The 25,399-nt window shown below is 47.2% G+C and carries 27 protein-coding genes; all 27 read left to right on the top strand.

The genetic code is table 11. The features are described 5' to 3' along the window. Positions 1–62: 62 nt before the first annotated feature. The gene (locus AB1L17_RS07815; protein ID WP_412846473.1) at positions 63–593 is read left to right on the top strand and encodes an FHA domain-containing protein; all 531 of its coding nucleotides are present in this window, start codon (positions 63–65) and stop codon (positions 591–593) included. A gap of 5 nt (positions 594–598) precedes the next feature. Beyond that, positions 599–1,438, top strand: a complete 840-nt coding sequence (locus AB1L17_RS07810; protein WP_412846472.1) for a PP2C family protein-serine/threonine phosphatase — start codon at positions 599–601, stop codon at positions 1,436–1,438. 20 nt (positions 1,439–1,458) lie between these two features. Beyond that, positions 1,459–3,366, top strand: coding sequence for a PP2C family protein-serine/threonine phosphatase (locus AB1L17_RS07805; protein ID WP_412846471.1), 1,908 nt, complete (start codon positions 1,459–1,461; stop codon positions 3,364–3,366). Continuing rightward, a complete protein-coding gene (locus tag AB1L17_RS07800; protein WP_412846470.1) occupies positions 3,363–4,640 on the top strand; it encodes a normocyte-binding protein in 1,278 nt (425 codons plus the stop codon). The genes AB1L17_RS07805 and AB1L17_RS07800 overlap by 4 nt, the downstream gene beginning before the upstream one ends. Continuing rightward, positions 4,631–5,326 carry an iron-dependent peroxidase gene (locus AB1L17_RS07795; RefSeq protein ID WP_412846469.1) on the top strand — a complete coding sequence of 232 codons (696 nt, stop codon included), beginning with the start codon at positions 4,631–4,633 and terminating at the stop codon, positions 5,324–5,326. The genes AB1L17_RS07800 and AB1L17_RS07795 overlap by 10 nt, the downstream gene beginning before the upstream one ends. 50 nt (positions 5,327–5,376) lie before the next feature. Next, the gene (locus AB1L17_RS07790; protein ID WP_412846468.1) at positions 5,377–8,049 is read left to right on the top strand and encodes a molecular chaperone; all 2,673 of its coding nucleotides are present in this window, start codon (positions 5,377–5,379) and stop codon (positions 8,047–8,049) included. 43 nt (positions 8,050–8,092) lie between these two features. Next, a complete protein-coding gene (locus AB1L17_RS07785; protein WP_412846467.1) occupies positions 8,093–8,872 on the top strand; it encodes a DNA and RNA helicase in 780 nt (259 codons plus the stop codon). 14 nt (positions 8,873–8,886) lie between these two features. Beyond that, the gene (locus AB1L17_RS07780; protein WP_412846466.1) at positions 8,887–9,555 is read left to right on the top strand and encodes a hypothetical protein; all 669 of its coding nucleotides are present in this window, start codon (positions 8,887–8,889) and stop codon (positions 9,553–9,555) included. Then, positions 9,552–10,976, top strand: a complete 1,425-nt coding sequence (locus AB1L17_RS07775) for a contractile injection system protein, VgrG/Pvc8 family (protein WP_412846465.1) — start codon at positions 9,552–9,554, stop codon at positions 10,974–10,976. The genes AB1L17_RS07780 and AB1L17_RS07775 overlap by 4 nt, the downstream gene beginning before the upstream one ends. A 70-nt stretch (positions 10,977–11,046) precedes the next feature. Continuing rightward, positions 11,047–12,192 (top strand): pentapeptide repeat-containing protein, encoded by a 1,146-nt coding sequence (locus tag AB1L17_RS07770; protein WP_412846464.1) that lies wholly within the window; start codon positions 11,047–11,049, stop codon positions 12,190–12,192. Further along, the gene (locus AB1L17_RS07765) at positions 12,189–12,740 is read left to right on the top strand and encodes an imm11 family protein (protein ID WP_412846463.1); all 552 of its coding nucleotides are present in this window, start codon (positions 12,189–12,191) and stop codon (positions 12,738–12,740) included. Before AB1L17_RS07770 ends, AB1L17_RS07765 begins: the two co-directional genes overlap by 4 nt. Then, positions 12,727–13,152, top strand: coding sequence for a DUF4280 domain-containing protein (locus AB1L17_RS07760; protein WP_412846462.1), 426 nt, complete (start codon positions 12,727–12,729; stop codon positions 13,150–13,152). Before AB1L17_RS07765 ends, AB1L17_RS07760 begins: the two co-directional genes overlap by 14 nt. A 10-nt stretch (positions 13,153–13,162) precedes the next feature. Next, positions 13,163–15,934 carry an HNH endonuclease gene (locus AB1L17_RS07755; RefSeq protein WP_412846461.1) on the top strand — a complete coding sequence of 924 codons (2,772 nt, stop codon included), beginning with the start codon at positions 13,163–13,165 and terminating at the stop codon, positions 15,932–15,934. Beyond that, the gene (locus tag AB1L17_RS07750) at positions 15,925–16,380 is read left to right on the top strand and encodes an SMI1/KNR4 family protein (RefSeq protein WP_412846460.1); all 456 of its coding nucleotides are present in this window, start codon (positions 15,925–15,927) and stop codon (positions 16,378–16,380) included. Before AB1L17_RS07755 ends, AB1L17_RS07750 begins: the two co-directional genes overlap by 10 nt. Positions 16,381–16,382: 2 nt before the next feature. Then, a complete protein-coding gene (locus AB1L17_RS07745) occupies positions 16,383–16,847 on the top strand; it encodes an SMI1/KNR4 family protein (RefSeq protein ID WP_412846459.1) in 465 nt (154 codons plus the stop codon). Between the two features lie 528 nt (positions 16,848–17,375). Then, positions 17,376–17,669, top strand: coding sequence for a hypothetical protein (locus tag AB1L17_RS07740; protein ID WP_412846458.1), 294 nt, complete (start codon positions 17,376–17,378; stop codon positions 17,667–17,669). A gap of 112 nt (positions 17,670–17,781) precedes the next feature. Then, positions 17,782–18,927 (top strand): IS21 family transposase, encoded by a 1,146-nt coding sequence (gene istA, locus AB1L17_RS07735; protein WP_412848864.1) that lies wholly within the window; start codon positions 17,782–17,784, stop codon positions 18,925–18,927. A 358-nt stretch (positions 18,928–19,285) separates the two neighbouring features. Then, positions 19,286–19,594 (top strand): ATP-binding protein, encoded by a 309-nt coding sequence (locus AB1L17_RS31530; RefSeq protein ID WP_486599056.1) that lies wholly within the window; start codon positions 19,286–19,288, stop codon positions 19,592–19,594. After that, entirely contained in the window at positions 19,573–20,028 is a 456-nt protein-coding gene (istB, locus tag AB1L17_RS07730; protein WP_486599057.1) for an IS21-like element helper ATPase IstB, read from the top strand. The genes AB1L17_RS31530 and istB overlap by 22 nt, the downstream gene beginning before the upstream one ends. Before the next feature lie 513 nt (positions 20,029–20,541). Next, the gene (locus AB1L17_RS07725; RefSeq protein WP_412846456.1) at positions 20,542–20,697 is read left to right on the top strand and encodes a hypothetical protein; all 156 of its coding nucleotides are present in this window, start codon (positions 20,542–20,544) and stop codon (positions 20,695–20,697) included. Further along, positions 20,697–22,217, top strand: coding sequence for a DNA/RNA non-specific endonuclease (locus AB1L17_RS07720; RefSeq protein WP_412846454.1), 1,521 nt, complete (start codon positions 20,697–20,699; stop codon positions 22,215–22,217). Before AB1L17_RS07725 ends, AB1L17_RS07720 begins: the two co-directional genes overlap by 1 nt. 13 nt (positions 22,218–22,230) lie before the next feature. Next, positions 22,231–22,698 (top strand): DUF600 domain-containing protein, encoded by a 468-nt coding sequence (locus tag AB1L17_RS07715; protein ID WP_412846453.1) that lies wholly within the window; start codon positions 22,231–22,233, stop codon positions 22,696–22,698. Positions 22,699–23,169: 471 nt separating this feature from the next. Next, the gene (locus tag AB1L17_RS07710) at positions 23,170–23,631 is read left to right on the top strand and encodes a DUF6531 domain-containing protein (protein ID WP_412846452.1); all 462 of its coding nucleotides are present in this window, start codon (positions 23,170–23,172) and stop codon (positions 23,629–23,631) included. A 75-nt stretch (positions 23,632–23,706) separates the two neighbouring features. Then, on the top strand, positions 23,707–23,964 hold the full coding sequence (locus tag AB1L17_RS07705) for a hypothetical protein (RefSeq protein WP_412846451.1): 258 nt from the start codon (positions 23,707–23,709) through the stop codon (positions 23,962–23,964). Positions 23,965–24,137: 173 nt separating this feature from the next. Beyond that, positions 24,138–24,359 carry an SMI1/KNR4 family protein gene (locus tag AB1L17_RS07700; RefSeq protein ID WP_412846450.1) on the top strand — a complete coding sequence of 74 codons (222 nt, stop codon included), beginning with the start codon at positions 24,138–24,140 and terminating at the stop codon, positions 24,357–24,359. After that, on the top strand, positions 24,272–24,562 hold the full coding sequence (locus tag AB1L17_RS07695) for an SMI1/KNR4 family protein (RefSeq protein WP_412846449.1): 291 nt from the start codon (positions 24,272–24,274) through the stop codon (positions 24,560–24,562). The genes AB1L17_RS07700 and AB1L17_RS07695 overlap by 88 nt, the downstream gene beginning before the upstream one ends. A 199-nt stretch (positions 24,563–24,761) precedes the next feature. After that, a complete protein-coding gene (locus tag AB1L17_RS07690; RefSeq protein WP_412846448.1) occupies positions 24,762–25,391 on the top strand; it encodes a hypothetical protein in 630 nt (209 codons plus the stop codon). The last annotated feature ends 8 nt before the right edge of the window (positions 25,392–25,399 follow it).

Genomic DNA, 25,399 nt, shown 5'->3' with positions numbered 1-25,399 from the left:
AAGACGACTTTTTGAACAATTATGAAAAGTCATTGCACGGAACGAAACGGGGGAGCAGAAGAATGAGTTTGACAAGATGCGCGAATGGTCACATGTTTAGCACCAGAAAACACGGAAGCACCTGCCCTTATTGCAGCATGGTCGTTGAGCCTGGGGCAAAACCGGAAAACAAAGCACCAGCGAGAGTGGCAGACGATGATAAGACGATGCCGTATTTAGGGGAAACAGAAGGCATCGAGCCTGTCACCGGGTGGCTGGTATGTATTGAGGGGCCGCAGCAAGGTCAAGATTACCGCATTATGGCCGAGAAAAACTTCATCGGTCGCGCAGAGGATATGCACATCCGAATCGTCGGGGACAACACGATCTCTCGCCGCAATCATGCGGTGATTGTCTACGATCCGAAAAAACGCAACTTTTACTTGCTCCCGGGTGATGCGTCGGGGCTTGCCTACCATAACAATGAAGCGGTGTACACGCCTGTCGAGCTTACTGCGTACGATGTACTTCAGCTCGGAAATAGTACATTTATTTTCATACCGCTGTGCGGCGTTCACTTTGAGTGGGACAACTCCAACAAAGGCAAGGAATGATGAGCATGTTTCAACATGGCGTAATCCCGTATCTGGTCGTCCTTGGCGTGATCGTCGCCATTACTCTCTTGTTTCGTCTGCGTGCAGCTTGGGTTCGGCAAGAAATGAATCCTGTCATCCAGATCGGAAATGGACAGACGATCGGCAGGCGAGAAGAACAGGATGATTATTTTTCAACGTCAACATCCTCTCATGGGACGATTGCGGTTTTGGCGGATGGGATCAGCGGGCTGGCTAACGGTAGACTTGCCTCTACGCTTGCCGTGACTACGTTTATCCGCGAGTTTACCAAGCTGGACAATCCGAAGCACATGTCCCTCTTTTTTTCCCGTGCAGCTTCCCTTGCCAATTCGGAGATTTTGCAAGCGCTGCGTGGGAGTCGGGGTGGAACGACGCTGGTCGCAGCCGTGATTGTACAGGACAAGCTGCATTGGGGAGCGGTTGGAGACAGTATCATTACCGTTTTCCGGAATGGAGAATTCATCCCGATCAATCAAAAAGACATCTATGAATCGGTGCTGGAGGCGCGTTTTCTGTCTGGAGAGATTACGAAGGACGAGGCGCTGGAGCACCCGCAGAAAAAACAGCTGATCAACTACTTGGGCTACGACAACTTTCAAAATATTGAAATTGGACGTGAGCCGTTTCCGCTTGAGAAGGGAGACAAGGTCATTCTGTGTAGTGACGGCGTCTACGATACGTTAACCGAGATGGAGCTCGAGCAGATTTTGTTTCAAAATATCGCTGCCCATGACGCGGCTGACCAAATCATTGAAGCAGTGGAAAGCAAGCAAAAAGCCAATCAGGACAACGCAACCATTCTCATCCTGGAAAAAGGCTGGTAACGGGGGAGCGGGTAGTACGAATGAGAAAGGACAACAGTGAATTCATTACCGGGTTTCTATCCGAATCAGGCAGCTTCGTTCGCAACAAGGATTACTTTGCCTACGCCGAGCTGGATGATATCGCTTGCTGGGTAATCGCCCGCGGATTGGACAACGATCAGGAAGTAGAGAGTGCAGAGCTGGCGGCCAAAAGCGTTCTGGGCTACTTTTTGCAAAAGCCGTCGATCTCGCGCTATCGCATTCGCCGCTATTTGCAGGAAGCGCACCGTGTTCTGCAAGCCGAGAGCCATCGAGTCAGGCTCAAGGCGAGCTTGACCGTAATCGTAACGGACTATGCCAGAGTGAGGTACGGTGTCGCAGGCAACACCAGGCTGTATCAGTTTCGCAATGGTCGTCTGCAATGGCAGAGCAAGGATCAGAGCCTTGCCCAACAGATGGTGGATGGGGAGGAAATCGCAGAGGACGCGCTTGATCAGCATGAGGAGCGCCATAATCTCTTGAGCTATTTGGGGACGCCCAATGAGTTTCGCCCGTTTGTCTCCAAGAAGCTTCCGCTCTATGACGGTGATGTTTTTCTGCTTGCTACCCCTGGTCTGTGGGAGAAAGTCAATCCGGCCGAAATGCAGGACGGGCTCCAAGAGGCGACAGATCCGGAAGCCTGGATCGATACGCTGGAAGACGTGCTTTTGAGCAAGCAGGAGCATGTCGTCCATAATTACACGGCAGCCGCTATTTTTGCGAACAAAATATTCAAGACTGACCCGCAAAAAAAATGGCGGATCATCAAACGGGTGGCGCTCATCCTTCTCGTCCTTGCACTGGCTGGAGGCGGGGCTCTGCTGTTCAAGATGAAGGAAGCCGAACGCATGGCAGATGCAGCGACAGGGATGTTCGAGCATGAAACAGCCGGGGACGCTTTCATTGCGGAGAGCGATTATCCGAAGGCACTCAAAGCATACAGCGATGCCCGGAATGCAGCGAATATCGTCAAAAACAAAGTGCAGGCCGCCCTCTTGGCCAAAAAGATCCGCATAACACAGCTGATCGTGGATGGAGATACGGCTGTTAAAGATGAGCAGTACGCCAAAGCACTGGATAAATACGACAAGGCGCTCAAGGAAATGAAAGGGCGCGAAGATTTTAACGAACCGGAGATTTTGGAGAAAAAAGAAAAGACGCAATCGTATGTACTCGTCATGCAGTGGAAAAAAGAAGGCGATCTCTTGTTTGAGGCGCAGGATTACGCTGGTGCAGAAGCCTATTACCAAAAGGCGCGCAAGCTGGCGTTGGAAACGTCTTTTGTGACGGGAGAAAAGGAGCTGCGCACCAAGCTGGACGAGGTAGCTTCCAAAAAGACTGGCATAGATAAGGAGAAGAAGACGCTAGACGGAGACAAGCTGGAGAAGCAGGGCGACGAGAGCTATGCGGCGCAAGACTTCGAGGGAGCGATCCAATCGTATACGATGGCGCAGGAAATTTATCAGGAAATTGGTGTGCTGGAAAAAGTTTTGGCGATGGAGCGCAAGGTGACGAAAGCGGAGGAGAAGCTGAATCCGCCTGCTGCTCCGCCATCAGCAGGTGCGCCAGCAGGCCAGCCACCTGTGCAGGGGACGAGTGCTGCGAGTCAACCTCCGGCAGTTCCGGTCAATCAGACGGCTCCAGTCAACCCGATGTCTCCGGCTAATCAAACGGCCCCGGCCAATCAGACAGCTCCTGCTAATCAGACGGCTCCGGTCAATCAAACAGCCCCGGCCAATCAGACTGCTCCGGTTAATCAGGCTGTTCCGGCTAATCCGGTAGCTCCACCTTACCAGACAGCTCCGGCACCCCAAGCAGTCCCGCCAGCCGGGACAGCTCCGGCGACTCAGCAACTTCCGCCACCAGCCACGGCCAACCCGACACAGGAGGAGGCAGCGACAACGCCATGAAAGAGATCGTACTGGATCGTTTAAACAAAATGGAGGAGCTGGAGCAGCGGAGGTTGCTGAAGCAGCTGATGAACGGTGTTTTTCTCAATCTGGTCGAGTATCAGGAAGAGATGCAGAAGAAGCTGGAGGAGCGTGTCTTTTCCGAGATCGAGGACAAAGAAGAGAAGCATGATATCTACGTGACGCTCTGTCACCGCGATGACTTCGACCCGATCCACGAGTACTTGTACCCGATGATCCCTGGCGATGAGGAAAAGAAGCTATGCGACCGCAAAGAGCTGGCGGTCAAGCTCAGCAACCAGGAAGAAGCGGTACTGATGACGATTTTTCTAGAGTGTGATTACGAACGGATACAGGCGCTGATGATGAGCAAGCGAACGTTCAAGGGACGCCTGAAAACCGCTGGCAACCACTTTCCAATCGAGGTGAGACTGCAACAAAGTCGTCTGTATATGGATGAGCTGGAAAAGCTGTACAACATGTTTCAAAAGAACGGGATGCCATGGAAAACGGTGAATCATCCATACGCCAGCAAATTTTTTGATGTCATTCTGGTTGCGTGTGAGGGCACGTTTACAGAAGACGAAGAGATTCTGGAAATGTCGATTACTCTCGATGAGTGGGAGCCTTATAAAAAGCTGGACGTCATCCCGCTTTGGAACATCGAGCGTTTAGCTTTGAAAAACATTGGCTTTCCAGTACCCGCCATCGACCGAGTGAATTTCGAGCATGTCCTGTCGTTACGTAAGACGGGGAGTGAGCACGGGTATTTGGTGGATGGAGATGAGGAGCTGATTCGCTACATCAAGCGATCGCCGGAGGAGCTGACAGTCGTCTCGCCGCAGGAGAAATCGGGGATTTGGAATGTATGCAAAATTACGAAGCCTGTCACGACCCGAATCGGGAGGCTCGATTACGAATTGGTGTCCAATCGTCGTAAAAACAGCTTCGTCGGGAGCTATGCCCGGAAACAAGCGATAACGGTACGGGCAAAAGGGGAAATTATTCGGATCGTTCATTCCTTTGAAGCAGCCGAGCATTTGGAGCTGGTGTATGCAGAAATTCGGGAAAAAAATAATCGTCCTCCCGCCACCTACGGCTTGAATCCTTTCATTAGCGATAACGTCCGCGTAGAAAATGACAAAAAGATCATGTCTCTCGGGTTTAGGAGACGTGGCGAGAACAGCTTTATTCTCCAGGACATGATGAGCTTTCTCGTCTCCGAGGTTCAGATGTATTTTCCTGAATACAAGTGTGAAGGAGAATGGGCTTGAATTACATCTGGGATTTGGTTATTCGTGCACAACGCGCCGGGATCGCCAAAAAAGACATCCAGTTCAAAGCGGCAAAAGTGTACTCGCCCTATATGGAGCTGAGTCATGAGGCGATCAACGCCAAAACGGTGGACAAAACGGTAGAGGTGAATCCGTATTACCGCTTCGATGATATTTTCCGAGATCTTTTTGATGCCAACTACACGGATGATGCAGAGCTCCGGCATACCTTGTTCGACATCATCATCCACTTGCTCGCGGAAATCGATCTGACGCAAGGCATGAACAAGCGCGAATACCACATTCGCTTTGTATTGCGTGATTTGGAAGAGGGGCTCTTCGGCAGTCGGGTACAGGAAAATATCCGGCTTTTTACCAAAGAGGAGCGAGAGATTATCGCGGGCAATATTTTGCGCTTGTATGAGACCGGCGAAGCGGTGTACCTACTTAAGGATACGATGCGTAAAATATTCTCTCACTCTACGATTTACGCCAATTGTGAAGAAAAGGATGAGCTGCTGATTTACGTCGGGCAGTCGGAAAGTAAAACCGCACATGCCAAGCTCTCATTAATCAAGGATATTTTTCTGCCGGTTCGGTTCCATACAGAGATATATTGGCGAAACCACTTCGGTATCTTGGATGTCGAGGAAACGATGCTGATTGACAGCGTCGCACTGTATTAGAAGCTCTGACAGATTGACCCCAACGAACGTCGAGAGAAAGGAGAGTTGGCATGTCTACGTATTCTTATAAGCTTCATCTCCAAAAGGGCAGCGGGGATGGCGATCAGCGCAATCATGCAGGCGAAGCGACCTACACGCGGGATGAACTGATGGAGATGACGACTTTTCAGCTCCGCAATATTTGCTACAAGGAAAAGCTGGTCGGCTCTGTCGTGAACAATCTCGATCGGGAAGGGCTGCTGCATACGATTTTGCGTTTTAGGGGCGCGGAGGAAAGCCTCCTGATTGAGCGCGTTGTTCCGGGTGGTTTTGAACGCCTCGAAGCCGTCCTCCACAAATATTTGAATACCCCGATGTCAGGTGTAGATACGATCAAAATTCCTGCGAAAATGTGCTTGTACATGGGTCTCGCCATCGACAAGCTGGACAATTATCGCGTCGAATCCGCCCAAGGCTTGTCCGAATCCAATGTGCTTTTGGTGAACGACCATATGGAGCTATGCGGCATTCTGCATCTGCGCAAGGACAAAGATGATACCAGGGCGGGCCATTTTACGCTATTCGCTCATAAAGAGGCCCAACTGAGAAAAACGGTCAATCAAAACTACAGTCTGCTCTTTTTCCGCAAGCAGGATTCGGAGTATTTATACAAGGCGTATCATCAGGACCATCCGTTGCCGCCTGTCAATCTCCACTACTACAAAGTACCCGTGACTGACCTCGAGATCAGGGAATTGGAAGAAACGGATGCCGTTCTGGCTATTGATTTTGGCACCTCTTCGACGACAGCAGGTGTTTTTTTGGACCATCAGTATGTCAGCTCTCCTTCCAGCAACGACTTGTTGAATGGACGCATCCGCTTGAATGCGATCAATTACGTTTCCTTCCCCGATACGACGCAAAAGGTTGAAGAATGGATTGAGGTACTACCGACGGCCGTTAGCGTGGCGGATTGCTCCTCTCAACATGAGGTTCGCTTTCATATCGGCTATGATGCACTGCGGCACATGAAAAAGAACGGGTACAGCACGAACGCGACGGTGTTTCAAGGCATCAAGCGCTGGGTGAACAGCTATCACAAGATGGAAGAGGTCATGGATAGCCAAGGAAATACTGCGACTGTGAAACGAAGTGACATCCTGCGTCAGTATCTCCTCCACGTCATCCAGATGGCCGAGCATCAATTCAAATGCCGTTTTCGTCACCTCCATATCACGAGTCCGGTCAAACTGAAGACACAGTTCCTTGAGATGTTCACGGAGATTTTGCCTGAGTATCGCATCGAATCAGAGCACGCCCTCGATGAAGGGATGGCCGTTCTGTTTAATACGATTGCTGATCAGATTGACAAAAACAGCTTTCTGGACGGAGAGACGTATCAAGCGCTCGTCATTGACTGTGGTGGGGGAACGACCGATCTGTCATCATGCCATTTCCGGATCGAGGACGGACACATCTCCTATCGCATCGATATCGATACCACCTATGAAAACGGCGACACCAATTTTGGCGGCAACAACATTACGTATCGGATCATGCAATTTATGAAAATCGTCTTTGCTGACTATTATGGCAAAGGGCGGCAAGTGACCGACATCGACCAGATTATTGACATCCCCGGATCGGAAATTTTCCGGTACGTGGATGAATACGGCGTAGACTCCATCTATGAACGCTTCGAGGCGAGATATCGGGAAGCGGAGGCGATATTACCGACCCGCTACAAGGAGTACGAAAACAAGAGCCGGGACGATTATCAACGCGTCCGCAACAATTTTCACTTTTTGTGGGACCTCGCTGACCATATGAAAAAGGAATTCTTCCGTCAGACGGGCATTTTACGCAATCGATTTACTGCTGAAACCGAAAATCGTCAAGAGCCTGATTTAAAGCTGACAGCAGTTGAACGATGGGTGTTGTCGATTCGAGAGGACGGTCGCTTCCGGGATGTGTTTGACTTTCCTGATGTCGTCTTCAATGCCAAAGAGATCAATCATCTGATCAAGGCGGATATTTACGAGATTTTGCGTGTTTTCCTCGATGATTTTTATCAGCAAGGAAGACTGGCAGAATTCTCGATTATCAAGCTGACTGGACAGTCGTGCCGCATTGATGTTTTCCGTGAAGCACTGAAAGAGTTCGTCCCTGGGCGCAGCATCGAATTCCGGCAAAAGTCGGAGGATGCGGGTAAGGTGCCAGACCTGAAGCTGTCTTGCTTGCGCGGAGCACTACGCTATCAAAGCGCGCAAAAAGCAGGATTTATCGAAGCGAACATTACGAATCATGCGCCGATCGTCCCGTATTCCGTGACGGCCTTCACCCATAACAAGCAAGAGAGAGTGCTCATTCACAGTCAGGAAAAGTTGAGTCAAGTGCATGGCTCCATCTCGCGTCCCTACGGGGTGAGCGAGGTTGAATTCTTTCTCAAGGAAAGCGATGGACAGCTGCGGCAGAGGTACTTGTACATGGATGAACCTGCTCATTACAAAACAGTGCTGTATGAGGACATCGCGAGTAAGTACGGTACGCATATCCCGCAGGATGAGACGGACTCGATCCAAAATGGCGAGGCGAAATACTTCGTTTTTGCGAGTGGCAGTGAGTGGGGCTTCCATGTCGTGCCAGTAGCTCGGCTGAATGAACAGCTCTCTTTGGGAAAAAAGGTTTTCTTCGCATTTGAGAGTGACTTGTCAGAGCTGGATTTCTTTGACGGGCTGAAATAATCGAAAACCAGGCAGCTTAATTGAACAGGAAGGGGGAACAGCGGTGTTTTCCCATCTCTATCCCAATTTTCATAAAGGGCGAATCCTCAAGCGAGAGATGCTTGAAAGCTTGCGTGATTACCCGCGGCATTTTGTAGATTTATACTTTCATGATTATACAGACGGCATCATTTCTGGGATGGATGTCACGATAGGTGAAGGTCACCTCACTATCGGCAGGGGCATCGTCAAGCACCAAGGGCGGATTTACTTGTTCGAACGTGAAGAGCGCGTCCCGTATGAGGCCGCAGGCAGGGAGACGGTGCTCAAGATTCGTTTTCACGAGGAGACTTCATTAACCGACTATTACGCCTACGAGACATCCTATGTTCTCGATACAGAGATAGAGTCCCGCGGGGATGAACGGGAGCTGGGGCGCTTCAAGCTCAAGGAGGGTGCTCGACTCCGCGCCGATTATCAGCATTTATCCGATATGGCAACCGAATTCAATACGTGGAATATCGTACATGTCGAATATTCTGGGCAAAACGAGCCAACGCTTGCTCCCTACATCCTGCAGTATTTTGCGAGTGAAATGCTAAATACTGGTACCAATCACCCGTATGATCTCGCCTTTGCCATGCAGGGCCTCAATGCAGAAAGAGTAGAGCGACAGCTGATTCTTCATTATATAGGCAACAGATTGGGGACTGGTTACCGAGAGTACACGAACCTGCAGATTCTCAAATACCTCGCACGCATACTGGATGACGCCAAGAACGGTGGAAGGTCCTCAAAACCCGAGTGGAAAACAGGCGGGCGTCAGCGAGTTATTGTTGATTAACGAGAGGATGGTGAATGGAAATGGAGCGCATGGATGAAAGCATTATCGGCATGTTGAATGAGCTTTCCGGCGAGGATGCACAGCCAGCAGCCATACGTTTTGGTCCAAAGGGAAAGAACCGACTGGATGTGGTGAGCAAATCCTTTATTACGGTCGGGGAAGAGAAAATTCCCATGGAGGACAAGCGTGTCCTCGACGACCTCGTACAGATTCGACTCCCCAAGAACTTTACCATCATGAGCCCAGAGGTCGCTGCCCTGAAGTATCCATCGGAACGCAGACCTTCGCTGATTTTTACGAATGAAACCGCGTCGATCAATCTGGCTTTTACCTATACCGAGAGTAGGCTGACCGATTCTCCTGAACAGCTGAGAGCCTTCATGGATGTGATGAAGCAGGTTTTGCGCAAGACACAGCCCCTCGCCCGTTGGCAGGAGGAAGGCATACGCGAGATCGCGGGGAACAGCGTCGGATTTTTCGAGTTTGTCGCGCCAGCACTGGATACGGACATTTACAACCTGATCAGCTTTGTCTCGCTGCAGGGACGAGCGCTTCTCTGTACGTTCAATTGCACGGAGCAAGAGCTGTCAGACTGGAAGCCAATCGGCTGGGGAATCATGGATTCCTTGTCGATCGTGTCTACAGGGTCGGATGAAAATGGGAAGGGAGAAGGGAAAATATGAGTCTTCCTGTCATTGCCTACAACAATTTGCAAATCTCTCCTTATCAATTGACGCATCTGGTAGAGCTGACGATTACGAAAAAGATCAATGAGCATGCTCGCCTGACATTTACGGGGATCGTACCAGAAGAAATGAAGGACAGCTATGTAGAAATGACGGAAGCACAGACCCCTATCGAAATCAGTCAGGTGGATAACGAAGGCAACGCCACGCCACTTTTTGCCGGAATCGTGCTGGAGATAGGCGTCAAAGCCGTACGGGATGTTTATTATCTGTACGTTGAGGCCGTTTCTCCTACGTACAATCTCGATGTGAAGCGCAAGAGCCGATCCTTTCAAAACAAAGCGTTGACCTATGGTGCCCTTTTGAAAACGATTGCTGGGGAATACCCGGGGATGGACATCATGGATATGGCCTCCAATGGCGGAGCGCTTGGCTCCTTTACCATGCAATATCAGGAGACGGATTGGCAATTCCTCAAGCGGCTTGCTTCGCGTTTTCAGACTGGATTGATGCCGGCATCTGTTTTTGAAAAGCCGAAGTTCAGCTTTGGTGTGCCAGAGGGTGCATCGAAAGGCAAGCTGGACGATTTTCACTACCGGGTGCGCAAAAATCTGAATGAATACCGCCATTCCTCGGAAAACGGGGTCAAGGGCGTGGATGAAAATGACTACATTTTTTACGAGGTAGAGACGGATCGCGTGCTCGATTTGGGCAATGGTGTGGATTTCAAAGGGAAGAGCCTGTATGTGTATGAAGCCCATACCGAGATGAAGAAAGGCTTGCTCAAGCACAAGTATTTGCTCGCGTCCAAAAAAGGAATGAGCCAAAAGCCGCTCCACAATTCGGTGATTGTCGGGGCATCTGTGCAAGGGAAAGTCATTGAGGTCTCAAAAGACAACGTCAAAATCCATCTCGATATCGACGAGAAGCAGAGCAAGAGCGAGGCGCATTGGTTCCCTTATTCCTCGGTTTATACGGCCGAAGGAAACAGCGGTTGGTATTGCATGCCTGAGCTCGATGACTACGTCCGTGTCTATTTTCCGAGCAACAAGGAAAGTGACGGAATTGCGATCAGCTCTGTTCGGAAAAATTCAGACGAAGGCGAAACGAACAAGCTCGGGAATCCCGATATCAAATACTTCCGCACGGCTAATGGCAAAGAACTAATGTTCAGTCCATCAGAGGTATTGCTCAGCGCAAAGGACGGGGAAATCCTCATACGCATGAACGATGCGGACGGCATCCAGATTTTCAGCAAGAAAAATATCAAGGTTGTCTCCGAAAAGGACATTTTGATGGACTCTGCCACGAAGGTGATTATCTCGGCGAAAGAGGAGATCAGTCTCACCTGCAAGGAGAGCAACATCAAGATGGACGGAAATACAAGCATCGTCGGGCAGGAGCTCAAAACCAATTGACACACATGGTGCCACGCGGTAACCGTGTGTTTGGTGTATGCAAAAACGGTGAGAAGAAGGGGGGATTGGCATGGAAAGAGAGGAAGCCTTGCAGTATTTCAAGGAGCACGAGGTGCCGAAGAGGACCATTGCCAGCCTGCACGCCTTGGATGCTTACTATCAGGCCAATAAAGAGAGACTGGCAAAAGAATTTTTACGTTCATTTGAAGAGATTTGCCGACGAGTCGTTCACATGCAGGAGCTAGGGGAAAAGGGCAAGCTGGCGCACTTGACCTATTCCATGCTGCGGACGGAGCTTCTTGAGGGAAGCAGTCATTATTTGCTGGAAGCCACGGACAGCAGCTGGTTTTTCGATCCGGTCGAATGTCAAACCACCTACGATGCGAGCTGGGCTTTTCGCTTTTTGGATCGGCTTGGAGAGGAATGGAGCGAGGCTGCCAGAGCGTATGCCGGACTCATAAGGCTTCCCGATATCGAGAGGATCAAGCTCGTGGAGGCAGAGAAGTTTCATCAGTATGTCGTTCACCTGATCCGTTATGCCATGGTGCAGGCTGTCCAGCTGGAGGTCTTCCAACAGGTGGACAAGGAGCCGGAGCTGGAGGTACGTGTCGGAGAATATCTGGATCAGAGCGAGATCGTGTACTGTCTGGATACAAGACATAAAGATTCCGAGATGATCCGTGCTTGGCTGGAAGAGAAGCAGGAGCTGGAATACGGCTACAAGGTTTTGGCAGGTCTCGATTTGGCACTAGGACAATTCGACCGTCTGGATCTTCGCTATTCGGACCTCTCAGACAGCCAGTTAAAGAATGCGACCCTTCGCGAAAGTGTTTTGGTCGGAACGAGATGGCATCGTGCCCAGCTGCAAGCAGTAGATTTCCAAGACAGTCTCATTCACGGAGCGGATTTTACCGGAGCGAATCTGCTAGGGGCGAGTTTTCGTGAAGCATCCGGGCCAAGGGGTCTTTTGGAACCAGATGGGTGGGAGACGCCCGGCTTCGATGGCGTCTTGTTCGTCGGGGCGAACTTGACCGGGACTGATTTTACCGGAGCCGACTTGCGTGGCGCGGATTTTACAGAGGCGATTTTGACCGGGGCGAACTTTAGCGGAGCATTTCTGGAGAGAGCCGTGTTCTCGGAGGACGCAAGGGAGTCCATTCTGTTGGATGAGCTTCAGGAGCGGCATGTCATTTGGCGAGAGGGGAGTCAGGTATGAATTATTTCATCTTGTCACAGGACGAGCGCATTGCGAGTGCGGTAGAGCCAACAGGCGTTTTTGACGTCATCCGGCAGGAGTGGCTCTCTCCGGATTATCAGGAAGAGCTGGACGAAGCAATCATCCAGTTCGATATCAAGAAAAAGAAAGTAAACGACTACCTGGATTTCCTCGACAGACCCATCCCGCTTTATTCCAACCGCTTAAAGACAATCATCCACAAGTTCGCGCCGAGGTTGTTTGTCAAATCCGTCGTGCTGGTAGACAGGGAGCGGATCAAGCAGGATTTGTACTGGCTGATGATCCTGCCGCGTGTGAACTGCTTGTCCGAACAGAGCGAGTTTCATAAGGACGGCTCGCTCAAAAGGCTGGTGCTCGATCCGGAAAAGCTTGGCCGCCATACGATTTTTCAGATAGAAGGGATTCGTGAACCGTATATCATCATCGATTTGCGGCTGGCGGAGGCGTTGCTGCGCAGGGACTTTTTCGGTATCCGCTTGAAAAAAGCAGAGCAAGCAGGGAGGAGAATGAGTCATGCCCATGATTGAAGATGTCGATGTAGTGCCTTCGTCCGCACCGAAGAAAAGCTACGTCGTGGCAGGAGCGATTCTCTCGTGCAGCTACGGGAGCCAGCTGAACAAGCTGAAAACGCCGTTTAGTCATGGCGTGTACATTCGCAACCAGGCACAAATGAACGTCAACGATTACATGCCGCAAGTAAACATCATGCCGTTTGGCAAATGCAAATGCGAGAAAAATCCAACCGTCGCTGCTGCTACTGCGGCCAACAACGGCGTACTCAAGCCAATGCCATGCGTTCCCATGGTCACCATGCCCTGGATAGAGGGCAAGGCAGATGTACTCGTAGAAAATCATCCCGCCCTGTTAAACACCAGCACGAACATGTGCATATATGGAGGCTGCATTCGCATCGAAGACGACGGACAGGAGCAATCGTGAGGGGGATTGTATGAATACGACAGAGAAGCTGGCTGGATATGAGAATATCCAGTTGGTCTCACCCTTTGAAATCCAAAGCCTGCAAGATGTCAGAATCGTAAAGAAAGTCAATGAGCACGCGAGATTGTTCGTCACCGGAATCATCCCAGAGGAGAAAAGCGACCGGTACATCGAGATGGCGACGAGTGAGGATACCGTTGCGTTGAATTTGGTTGAAAACGGTTCGCTGACGAAGACATTGTTCAAAGGACTCGTGGATACCGTCAGTGTGAACTTCGTTCGAGGCGTGTACCAGTTGGAGCTGGAAGCAGTCTCGCATACGCAGCGAATGGATGGTCAGCGCAAAATGCGCTCTTTTCAAAATAAAAAAATGAGCTATGCGAGCTTGCTCGACGAAATCACGAAGGACTATCCTGGCTCGGATTATTTGGACCATGCTTCGAACGGCGCGCAGCTTGGGACCATCGCCATTCAGTATCAGGAAACAGACTGGCAATTTTTAAAGCGACTGGCATCCCGCTTCGGCTCTATTCTCGTCGCCGAAGCCGTCGCGGATACGCCCAAGTTTTGGTTTGGCTTGCCCGAGGGACGCACTGCCCAACTGACAGACGCCAGCTACACCGTCAGCAAAAGGCTGTCGCCCTATATGGAAACAACCGAAAACGGCTACGCGGAAGGAATGTCGGAAAACGATTTTCTCACCTATGAAGTAGAAAGCGGGCAGGTTCTGCAACTCGGAGACCGTGTGAACTACCAAGGAAAAGAACTGGTCGTCGCCGGGTCCACCACGAGAATCGACCATGCCCTGCTGATTCACACGTATCAGCTCATGCCCGAAGCAGGCATCCGGCAAAATCCCATCCGCAACCACGACATCTGTGGCGCGGCTTTGGAAGGCAAGATCATCGACATCCAGAAGGACACCGTCAAAATCCACCTCGACATCGATCCGAAGCAGCCCAAGGCAGAGGCGAGCTGGTTCCCGTATGCTACGGTCTACTCGGCAGAGGGCAACAGTGGCTTTCACTGCATGCCGCAAATGGGAGACTCCGTGAAGCTCTACTTCTCCACACCAGATGAAGAAGGCGCCATGGCGGTCAGCTCCGTGCGAAAAGGCGGAGGCAGCACGGCGAAAACGGGAAATCCCGGCATTAAATACTGGGGAACCAACTTTGGCAAAGAGCTGATGATGGGCGGCAAGGAGCTTGTTCTTACAGCCAAAGAGAGCGAAGAAGGCAATATTTTTATCAAGCTGCACGAAGAAGATGGTATCGAGATTCACAGCATGCATCCGATCATCTTTTCCTCGGAAAAGGATATGGAGTTTACGTCAGATACGAAGGTCGAGATTAAGGCCAAGGAAGCGATCTACCTCATGTGCAGCACCAGCAGCATGATTTTGGACGGGGAAGTGGATCTTCAAGCACCGAAGATTGAGATGGTCGGGCTGACGAAGGCGCCTGTGGTTGTGGAGGATTTGCCGCAGGAGGAAGAAGAGGAGGAGCAACAGCAAGAGGAACAAAAGGAAGAAGAGAAGTCTGGTTGGGGTGGATTTCTGGATGGCTTGCAGCTTGGACTGGATCTGGTGGGACTCATTCCGGGTCTGGGAGAAATAGCCGATTTGGCGAATGCGGGTATCTCCGCAGCGCGTGGGGACTATGCAGGAGCAGCGTTATCTTTGGCAGCGTGTATCCCCTTTGCAGGATGGGCGGCAACCGGAGCCAAGCTGGGTGTCAAAGCACATAAAGCCCTCAAGGGAACAAAAGCTGGACAGAAAGTGCTTGAGGTGGCGGATTCAGCAGCGGATGTTGTAAAGAACGTAGCGAATACAGTGGAAACAACAGTAGGGAAGGTCTGGACGGCTGCCCGCAAAACACTAGACGAGATGGATGTGATGCAAGCCGTCCAGCGAATCAAGGAGCAGTTGTACGCCAGCATCATGGCTGCAAAAGAGGCTGTCATAGCCAAGGCAACACAGATGAAGGAACAGCTCAAGCAAAAAGCTAGGAAGCTGCGCGATGATATGCAAGAAAGCTTGCAGAATTTAGCGGACAGTTTAGGCCCTCAGCTACAATTGGCGGAAGGGTTTCCAGTAAAATTCTCGAATAAAAATGATGTGGTGGAGCTTGCCCCTACGGAGAACCAACTGAAGTGGCGCGAAACATACGGGGGACCGAATGGCCAGAAGCCGAATCAAAAGCCACCGGAGAAGCCGCCTGAGACTAAATCTAAACCTTCAAAAGAAGAGCAACAAAAAGCAATAGACAAAGCAATGGAAGATGCTGCTCGAAATCAACCAGCTTATACAAGAGTTCCGAATAAACCAAGAACATATAAAAACAAAGTTAGGAATGAAGATGGCACGACAACTTATACATTTGTCTCAAAGAAAAATGGAAAAGAATACAAAGTAACTTATGATAAAGCTGGGTTCCCAATATTTAATTCTAAACACGAAATTTCACTGCCTGAAAAACTGTACTTGGAGCCGGATGGAGTACAATTTGATTATTTGTCAAAAAAACTCTATGAGGAAATTATAAAGAACCCAGACCTAGCGAAAAAATTTACTAAAGAGGAAATTGAACTATTTAAAAATGGTTCCGTCCCAAAAACGTTGACATGGCATCATCATCAAGATAGTGGGAGGATGCAAATTGTTGACTATTTTGAACATCAAGTAGCTGGTCATACAGGAGGAAGAGCGATTTGGGGTGGAGGAGAGGCAGGTAGAAAGGGTCAAATCAAAAAGAAAATTCTGGAGATGTTATCATGGGATTGATTAGTTGGATGTTTGTAGAAAAAACTGTTGATGAAAAGACAATATCTTCTGTTGAGAATACGTTTGGTGTGAGGTTTCCGTCAGACTATAGGGAATGCGTTCAGAAATATAATGGTGGATACCCCAAACCCAATAAATTCGATTTTGACAATGGGACACAGGGAGTTTTTAATGATTTAATTAGTTTTACTGATGAAGTATTAAATATTCAAATGTTTTTTGACTTTAAAGATGATCCGTGTACCATGGGAATAGTACCATTTGGCAGAGACCCGTTTGGAAATTTACTTTGCTTTGATTTTCGCAATTCTTTAGACAAACCTCAGATAGTTTTTTATGATCATGAAGAAAAAATAGAGGACGCAATAACTCCAATATGCAGTTCATTTACGGAGTTATTGGAGAGAATGTATTCTTTAGAAGAAAATAAAGATAATGGAGGGTAAAAATGGGAATTGAATTTGATTATACATTTCAAGAGTTAAATAGACAGGACATCGAAGGATTTGAGAAAAGAAATAACATAATACTCCCTAGCGACTACAAAGAATTTCTTTTGAAACATAATGGTGGAAAACCTAGTGTGAGGAGATTTGAAACTCAAGATGGTAAAATAACTTCATCAATAATGATGTATTTTCCTTTATCAGAACAGGCAGAGATGAATTTAGAAGACAAATATAGAATGTATACTATTGGTAAAATTGTACCCTCTAACTTTCTTCCTATAGGGATTGATCCAGCCGATAGTTTAATCTGTTTATCGGTAGGAGGGAATGATGTAGGAAAAGTTTATTTTTGTGACATGGATTATTTTGAGGAAGATAAGGAGTTAAAAGAAGAATTTATTGTCGTAATTGCTGATAGCTTTACAGATTTTACAAGTAAGTTGTTTATTCCTGATAACAGCTAATGTAGAAAAAATAGAATGGATTGTAATTCGTTTTTATCTCATCTGCACAAGAACGTGTGAAACAACTGTAAATGCTCATTCCGACTTAAACTCTGAGATGGAATGAGCCTTTTTTGCATTTCCAAAACTCAATGAATAGTGGCTCACTTCGGAATATCAGGAAGAGCTGGATGAAGTATCATTCAATTCGACATAAAGCAAAGTGATAAAACGACTACTATAATTGCTTTACAGACTTATTCCGCTTTATTTCGACAATCATAAACAAGTTCGCGTCCGAGTTGTTTGTCAAATCCGTCGTGCTGGAGGACATGGAAGAGATCAAGCAGGAGTTGAATTGGGTGATGATCCTGCAGCGTGTGACTTACCTGTCCAAGGAAGGCACCATGGCGGTCAGATGAGTATCATTTAAAAAACATTTGTATCGTTGGCACGGTGGTAGTTATCGGAAAAATCCTCCGGGTAAACCAATTAACACCTCAATTCCAAATGATTTTTAATTATTGATTCTGAGAGGAGGGTATAACGTTGGGTAAAATACTTGTGATAATAAAAAATGATAATAGTATAACTAAGTATTTAACGACAATTAAAAAGTTCACAAATTTAGGTTTTGGTGAAATTAAAAATAGAGTTGAGAGTGGTAATACTATTATGGAATGTGAGTTATTCAATGATGAAGATGATGATAGGAAACTGAAACAACTAGTTATTGACTTGGTTAATATAGGTGCGAAGGTTCAACTCTATGATGGGAAGGTATCGATAGATAATGAGATGACTGTTGAACACTTAATGAATAGAATTAACTGTGAATGCTAATCTAATTATTGACCACCTATCGGTATATCGCTCATAAAAAAGTTGACCACCTGAGCACCTCTTTCCTATATCTTGGATGTTGACTAGACAACAAGATATGGGAGGAAAGGAAATGCTTCAGATGGCTAATTATGAGTTTATCAGGAAACAGCACTTCGTGCTAGGTAAGTCGATTCGTCAAGTATCCAGAGAGACGGGATATTCTCGCCAAGTCATACGTAAAGCTTTAACAACAACAGAAATACCTGTGTACAAGCTTTCCAAACTAAAGCCGAAACCAGTTATTGAGTCCGTTCAATCAATCATCTTAGAATGGCTGCGTCAAGATGAACAAGCCCCACCAAAGCAGCGACACACTGCCAAACGCATCTTTCAAAGACTTGTTGAGGAATATGGTTTTACAGGCGGTGAATCGACTGTTCGCCGCTATGTCAGACAACTACGAGTCTCTCCCCCCAAAGCGTACGTTCCACTTGAATTCCCGCCAGGGAAGTTTGCTCAGTTTGACTGGGGCGAGGTTGATATCTTGTTGTTTGGAAAGCAAGTGACCGTTCAAGTATTCTGTTTACGCTGTACCTATAGTCGAAAAATCTTTGTCCAAACATTCTTTCATCAGAAGCAGGAAGCCCTTTTGCAAGGTCATGTAAATGCCTTCGAGTTTCTTGGAGCCGTACCTCACACCATTGTTTATGACAATTTAAAAACCGCAGTGAAAAAGATTTTGGAGGGCAAAAACAGAGAAGAGCAGGAACGGTTTACTCAATTACGAGCACACTATCTGTTCGAAAGCTACTTCTGTGAACCTGCAAAAGGGAATCAAAAAGGGCAAGTCGGGAACCTTGTTAAAATGGTCAAACAGCAGTTTTTTACGCCGATGCCTTCTGTAGCCTCTTTAAATGAGTTAAATGATTGGTTGTTGCAAAAATGCTTATCTTATGAAGACACAAGAGTTCCACGGTCTACCATTACGGTGGGTGAAGCTTTTATTCAAGATAAGGAGTGTATGTTGCCACTTCCTTCTCACCCCTTAGAGTGTTATCGAATGATACCAGTGAAGAGCAATTCCCTCTCCTTGGTTACCTTTGAGCAGAACGCGTACTCCGTACCTGTTTCTTATGCCTCGAAAGAGCTAGTATGCCGAGTCTATGCTGATGATCTTGCGATCTATCACAATGGGGAACTGATCGCTACCATCAACGATGTTTCGAAAAAGGGAAAGAGATATTCAACTATGATCACTACCTCGATCTCCTATTAATTCGACCAGGATCAGTTCTTTATGCTCGGCCTTTGCAGAAGGCTAAATTGCCAGATATCTATCATCAGTTTCTAGATAAGTGCAAACATCGCTCTGCGGGAATTAAAGACTTCATCCGAGTTCTCTTATTGCATCGGGAGTTCGAGCCTTCATTGGTCGAAGATACGTTACGAGAATCAGCCCAAAATCGAATTTTCCAATATGATGCCGTAAGGCAACTTCTTCTCCAACGAACAATACCAGAGCATCGGGTTTCTTCTCTTGCTTTTGGGACTGACAGCCATGTCCCCGTTATTCGAGTAAAGTCCCCCGATCTTACTCAGTACAATGACTTGTTGCAGAAAAGGAGTGTCGTGCATTGAGTACATCATTTCTACTTGAAGCCTATGCAAAGCGCTTACGGTTGCCCGCAATCAAGAAATCCTATAAGGAAATGGCTCATGATGCCATGGAGCGTCAAATCCCTTATGAAGATTTTCTATTGGCTCTTTTGGAACAAGAGGTTTTGCAACGAGATGCGAATCAAATTGCATCCCGCACTAAACAGGCAAAGTTCCCTACAATTAAAACCATAGACCAATATGATTTTTCAGTCATGCCGGCCCTAAATAAACCGAGGTTCTCCAGCTTTCTCGTTGCGAGTACATCGAGAAGGCTGAGAATGTAATCTTTATTGGGAATTCAGGTACCGGGAAAACACATCTATCGATTTCCCTTGGGATGGAGGCTTGCCGCCACGGTTACACCGTTCAATTCTGGACAGCAGCCAAACTGTGTAATGAGCTGATGGAGGCGCAATCAGAGAGGCGTTTGCTTCAATTGGAGAAACAATGGTTAAAAGTCGATCTAGCCATTCTTGATGAGGTAGGGTTTGTTCCTTTAAGTAAAACAGGTGCTGAGCTACTATTTCAATTCTGTGCTGCTCGCTATGAAAAAGGAAGCATGATCCTTACTAGCAATTTGGACTTCGCTAACTGGACTCAAGTGTTCAAAGATGAACAAATGACGGCCGCTTTAGTGGATCGACTTACACACCGAGCTCACATTTTTGCAATGAACGGCGATAGTTACCGATTTAAGCAAAGCCTGAAGCAATCGTGATCATGAAAAAGTTACCCACCCGTCGGGTGGAATAATTTTTGCCATGGTGGTCAATTTTTTGATGAGCACGGTGGTCAACTATTTGATTGACATTCACAATTAACAGATTCAAAGAGATTCAAGAACAGAATCAGGAACTGGATGATCTGATGTACGGTGATGATTAAGAGTGGTACATGAGAGTTCACTGCTTAAGCCATAGGGTTTGTAAAATAAATGTGTAATCTCTTAAAGAGTGTGGCAGTTTTAAACCAACTGGAGTTATTTCGATCTATATATACTGGGGAAGTGTAAGATAATGCATGGGTGCAAGAATCAGAAATTGGTGAATTTCAAATTCCCATTCAACATGTGTAAAAAAAACTAACCACAAAAAAACTTTACAAATAAATTTAATAACGTTTGAAGGCTTATTCCACTTGAATGATGAGGAGAAATGAGCCTTTTTGCATGCTCAAAATAACAGGAGGAAAGAAAGCGAAAGGCCTCTCCTGAAACAGCGGCTTTCACTGCATGTCGCAAATGGGAGACTCCGTCAAGCTGTACTTCTCCACACCAGATGAAGAAGGCGCAATGGCGGTCAGCTCCGTGCGAAAGGCGGAGGCAGCACCGCAAAGACAGGCAATCCCGGTATCAAGTACTGGGGAACCAACTTTGGCAAAGAGCTGATGATGGGCGGCAAGGAGCTTGTTCTTACAGCCAAAGAGAGCGAAGAAGGCAATATTTTTATCAAGCTGCATGAAGAAGACGGCATCGAGATTCACAGCATGCATCCTATTGCTTTTTCCTCGGAAAAGGATATGGAGATTACGTCAGATACGAAGATCGAGATCAAGGCCAAGGAAGCGATCTACCTCATGTGCAGCACCAGCAGCATGATTTTGGATGGGGAAGTGGATCTTCAAGCACCGAAGATTGAGATGGTCGGGCTGACGAAGGCACCTGTGGTTGTGGAGGATTTGCCGCAGGAGGAGGAAGAGGAGGAGCAACAGCAAGAGGAACAAAAGGAAGAAGAGAAGTCTGGTTGGGGTGGATTTCTGGATGGCTTGCAGCTTGGACTGGATCTGGTGGGACTCATTCCGGGTCTGGGAGAAATAGCCGATTTGGCGAATGCGGGTATCTCCGCAGCGCGTGGGGACTATGCAGGAGCAGCGTTATCTTTGGCAGCGTGTATCCCCTTTGCAGGATGGGCGGCAACCGGAGCCAAGCTGGGTGTCAAAGCACATAAAGCCCTCAAGGGAACAAAAGCTGGACAGAAAGTGCTTGAGGTGGCGGATTCAGCAGCGGATGTTGTGAAGAACGTAGCGAATACAGTGGAAACAACAGTAGGGAAGGTCTGGACGGCTGCCCGCAAAACACTAGACGAGATGGATGTGATGCAAGCCGTCCAGCGAATCAAGGAGCAGTTGTACGCCAGCATCATGGCTGCAAAAGAGGCTGTCATAGCCAAGGCAACACAGATGAAGGAACAGCTCAAGCAAAAAGCTAGGAAGTTGCGCGATGATATGCAAGAAAGCTTGCAGAATTTAGCGGACAGTTTAGGCCCTCAGCTACAATTGGCGGAAGGGTTTCCAGTAAAATTCTCGAATAAAAATGATGTGGTGGAGCTTGCCCCTACGGAGAACCAACTGAAGTGGCGCGAAACATATGGGGGACCGAATGGCCAGAAGCCGAATCGAAAGCCACCGGAGAAGCCGCCTGAAATTGATGGATCGGGAAATGGTCCTAATAAAACATTTGTTGATAATCCATTTGATGAAAGAGGAAAACTTAAACCGAATGTGCAGTATAAAGCAGGTGAACACAAATATGACTATGAAACTGATCATCTAGGCAGAATTGAAAGCTTTAAAACAGATGATCTAAAATTAACTGCAAGAGATGAACGATTACCACATGAGTCAAATACGCCAGGTAAGGAACCTGGTGACCATGCAGGGCATTTGGCAGGTGATAGGTTTTGTGTTTCACCAGATATCGATAACCTTGTATCCCAGTCAAGTAAGGTTAATCTCAGTACTTATAAGAAAATTGAAAATGAATGGGCAAGAGCTTTAAAAGAGAATCCGCCTAAACATGTGTCTGTTGATGTAAAAGTAAATTATGAGGGGGATTCGCTTCGACCGTCTAGTTTTAATGTAAGTTACATAATAGATGGTGAGCTAAAAGTTTTTGATTTAGTAAATTAAAGGAGATTGGACTATGACAAAAGTATTTGAAGATTATTTTTCAGAACTACAGGCAGATATGGTGTCCATTTGTCTTGAGTATGTAAATAATAAAGCTGATATGATATATATATATGCTTCGAATGAATATGGACAATTTAGTACAGATGTATTTTATCAAATTAACAAGGCTATTGTTAAGAAACACAAGGTAAATGATGCAGTATTAGACACTAATAGTAATTCAAGACCTATCTACGATATATCAAAAGAGAGACAAGTAACTTTACTCAACATTCTTAATAAAAACTTACGTGAAATTAATGATTTATGTAAGAAAAATAACAGGGAAATGCCCGCAGAGATGAAATTGATTTATAACGTATCTGAGAACAAATTAAAAGCTCAATACAGTTACGAGATAAAGTATACTAATGATCCTGAAAAATTACCTAGTCATATTTTCAATGATTGGTTCGAAGAAATGGGTGGAAAAATATAAGGACAATATACAAAAAAGAACCATACAGTACAATAAAAAGCACGTACAATAAGTAACATAACTATCACATGATAAACTTTCAAAGGTTGATTCCATCTTTCAACAATAAGATGGAGTCAGCCTTTTTTGCATGTTCAAAATCAAATGAGCGAAGGTGCGGAAACGGCAGTGACTGCGGCAAAGCTGACAACGAAAGCAGTGAAGGCAACAAAAGCGATGTCCAAGGCAACGAAAGCGGTCTAGGCGACGGCCAATGCAGCAAGCGCTGTGAAAGGTAAGGTCGTCACTGCTGCGCGGAACATTCAGGAGAGCATGCTCGGCAAGTTCATGCAGAAGCCTGTTGTGAAGGAAGTGGTCAAGGAAGCAGGATCTTAGGCATTAGATTATGCGACGGATGGCGTATTCTCGGCCGTAACAGGAATGGCCGGGCGTCGTAACAGAGTTCGAGTGACGTACAAGAATATCAATAGGTTGAGAAAACGGAACATCAAACAAGCGAAGCTGAAAAGTTGTCTTCGAGACCCTATCCACGGAGGTACCGGAGCCCAGTTTATCGTTCATCCAGCCCTCAAGCTGTATGGTGCCGAAACATGGACGTTTGAGCTGCATTATAACTCCTTGCTTTTGCAAGAGGGCGCACTTGGCAAAGCGTGGACGCACAATTACAAAATGCGCCTGGAATTTCTGGATGAGACACGCGAAGAAATCACGGTTTGGTGGAATGCTGGCCGCGCCAATACCTTTACTCGGGTTCAGGACGGCTTATACCGATCCAGTGATGCGGACGTCTTTTTTGACGAACTGCGGGAAAGACAAGACGGCTATACGCTGTGGGTCAAGGAAACGAGAGAGACGTACGATTTTGCCAGAAATGGACAAGCACTTCGCCATACGGTGGCTGCCGCTATGTCGCTGCTCTTCAGCTATGACTAACATGGCAAGCTGAATCGATTGACAGAAGAGCGGAGTCGTCGAGCGTTTTCTCTGGAGTATGGGGCGGATGGCTTGGTGTCAGCATTGTCCGATGGGACTCGTTCCCTTCGCTTTTCGTATGATGCAGACCGCAGGATGACTCGCTACACCAATCCTAATGGGGTTGTCACTGACTTGTTCTATACAGGAAATGACCAGCGGAATCTCTGGCATCCGATGGCGTCATCGTCTACACGAATATGTTTGACGAAGAAGGGCGTATCATCTGCCAGACAGACGCGGCAGGCATCCCTGGCTATATTCATTACGATACCGAGAGCCGCCCTGGCATGATGGTCACGACCTATAGAAGACATAGAGGAAATTAGAAAACAAAGAAAAAGATTGAAAAAACGTAGTTTTAGCAGTGATCCTGTACTAGACCAAAAAAATAATGATTTTAGGGAAGATTATTGGAAATGGCGATCAGATGATTATCTTAAAACATTAGCCAATGAGAAAGGGTGATGGAATTGAATAAAGAGACGATCATGGAATTAATAGCAAATGCCCCGCAAAAGTTTTTTGTTGGTGCATTAGATGAAAGTAGAATAAATGGTATTGAGGAAAGATTAAAAGTTAAATTACCAGATAGCTATAAATGGTTTTTGAAAGAATATGGAACAGGAGGGGGGGGGGCGGGGTTGAGATTTGTGGAGGCGGACTCCGAGAAGTTCCGACTTGTGTAAGAGAGACTGATGAATGGAGAAAATATGGTTTGCCAAAGGAGTATGTAGTCATACAGAATTATGGAGCGGGGGTTTTTTGTCTCGATACTTCAAGGTTAAAAAATACTGAATGTCCAGTCATAGACTGGGAGCAAGATAATGAAGAAGGACTATATGAATTTGAAAATTTCTTTGCATTTTTGGTAGAGAAGTTTTCAAAATAACCTTCAAAGGCTTATTCCACTTGAACGATAAGGAGGAATGAGCCTTTTTGCATGTCAATAATCATTAGCTAATTCGGGCAAGGAGCTCGTTCTTACAGCCAAGGCGAGCCAGGAAGGCATTATTTTTATCAAGCTGCATGAAGAGGAAGAGTCTGGATGGGGGGGATTTCTGGATGGTATACAGTTAGCACTGGATGTTGTGGGACTCATTCCGGGTCTGAGAGAAATAGCCGATTTGGCGAATGCGGGTATCTCCGCAGCGCGTGGCGATTATGAAGGAGCAGCGTTATCTTTGGCAGCGTGTATCCCCTTTGCAGGATGGGCGGCAACCGGATCCAAGCTGGGTGTCAAAGCGCATAAAGCACTAAAGGGAACGAAAGTTGGACAGAAAGTGCTTGAGGTAGCAGACTCAGCGGCGGATGTTGTGAAGAACGTAGCAAATGCCGTCGATGTGATGCAAGCCGTCCAGCGAATCAAGGAGCAGTTGTATGCCAGCATCATGGCTGCAAAAGAGGCTGTCATAGCCAAGGCAACACAGATGAAAGAACAGCTCAAGCAAAAAGCTAGGAAGCTGCGCGATGATATGCAAGAAGGGTTGCAGAATTTAGCGGACTGTTTAGGTCCTCAGCTACAATTGGCGGAAGGGTTTCCAGTAAAATTCTCGAATAAAAAGGAGCTTGCCCCTACGGAGAACCAACTGAAGTGGCGCGAAACATATGGGGGACCGAATGGGCAGAAGCCGAATCAAAAGCCGCCGGAGAAGCCGCCTGAGGGGATGCCTAAAGCTCTTAAAATACCACAAGGGCTAACTAAAGAACAATTTGAATAGGTTTCAGC

Origin of the sequence: Brevibacillus jepli, from assembly GCF_047229145.1 — a bacterium.
Classification (GTDB): Bacteria; Bacillota; Bacilli; order Brevibacillales; family Brevibacillaceae; genus Brevibacillus.
This window is presented reverse-complemented; position numbering and strand designations above follow the sequence as displayed.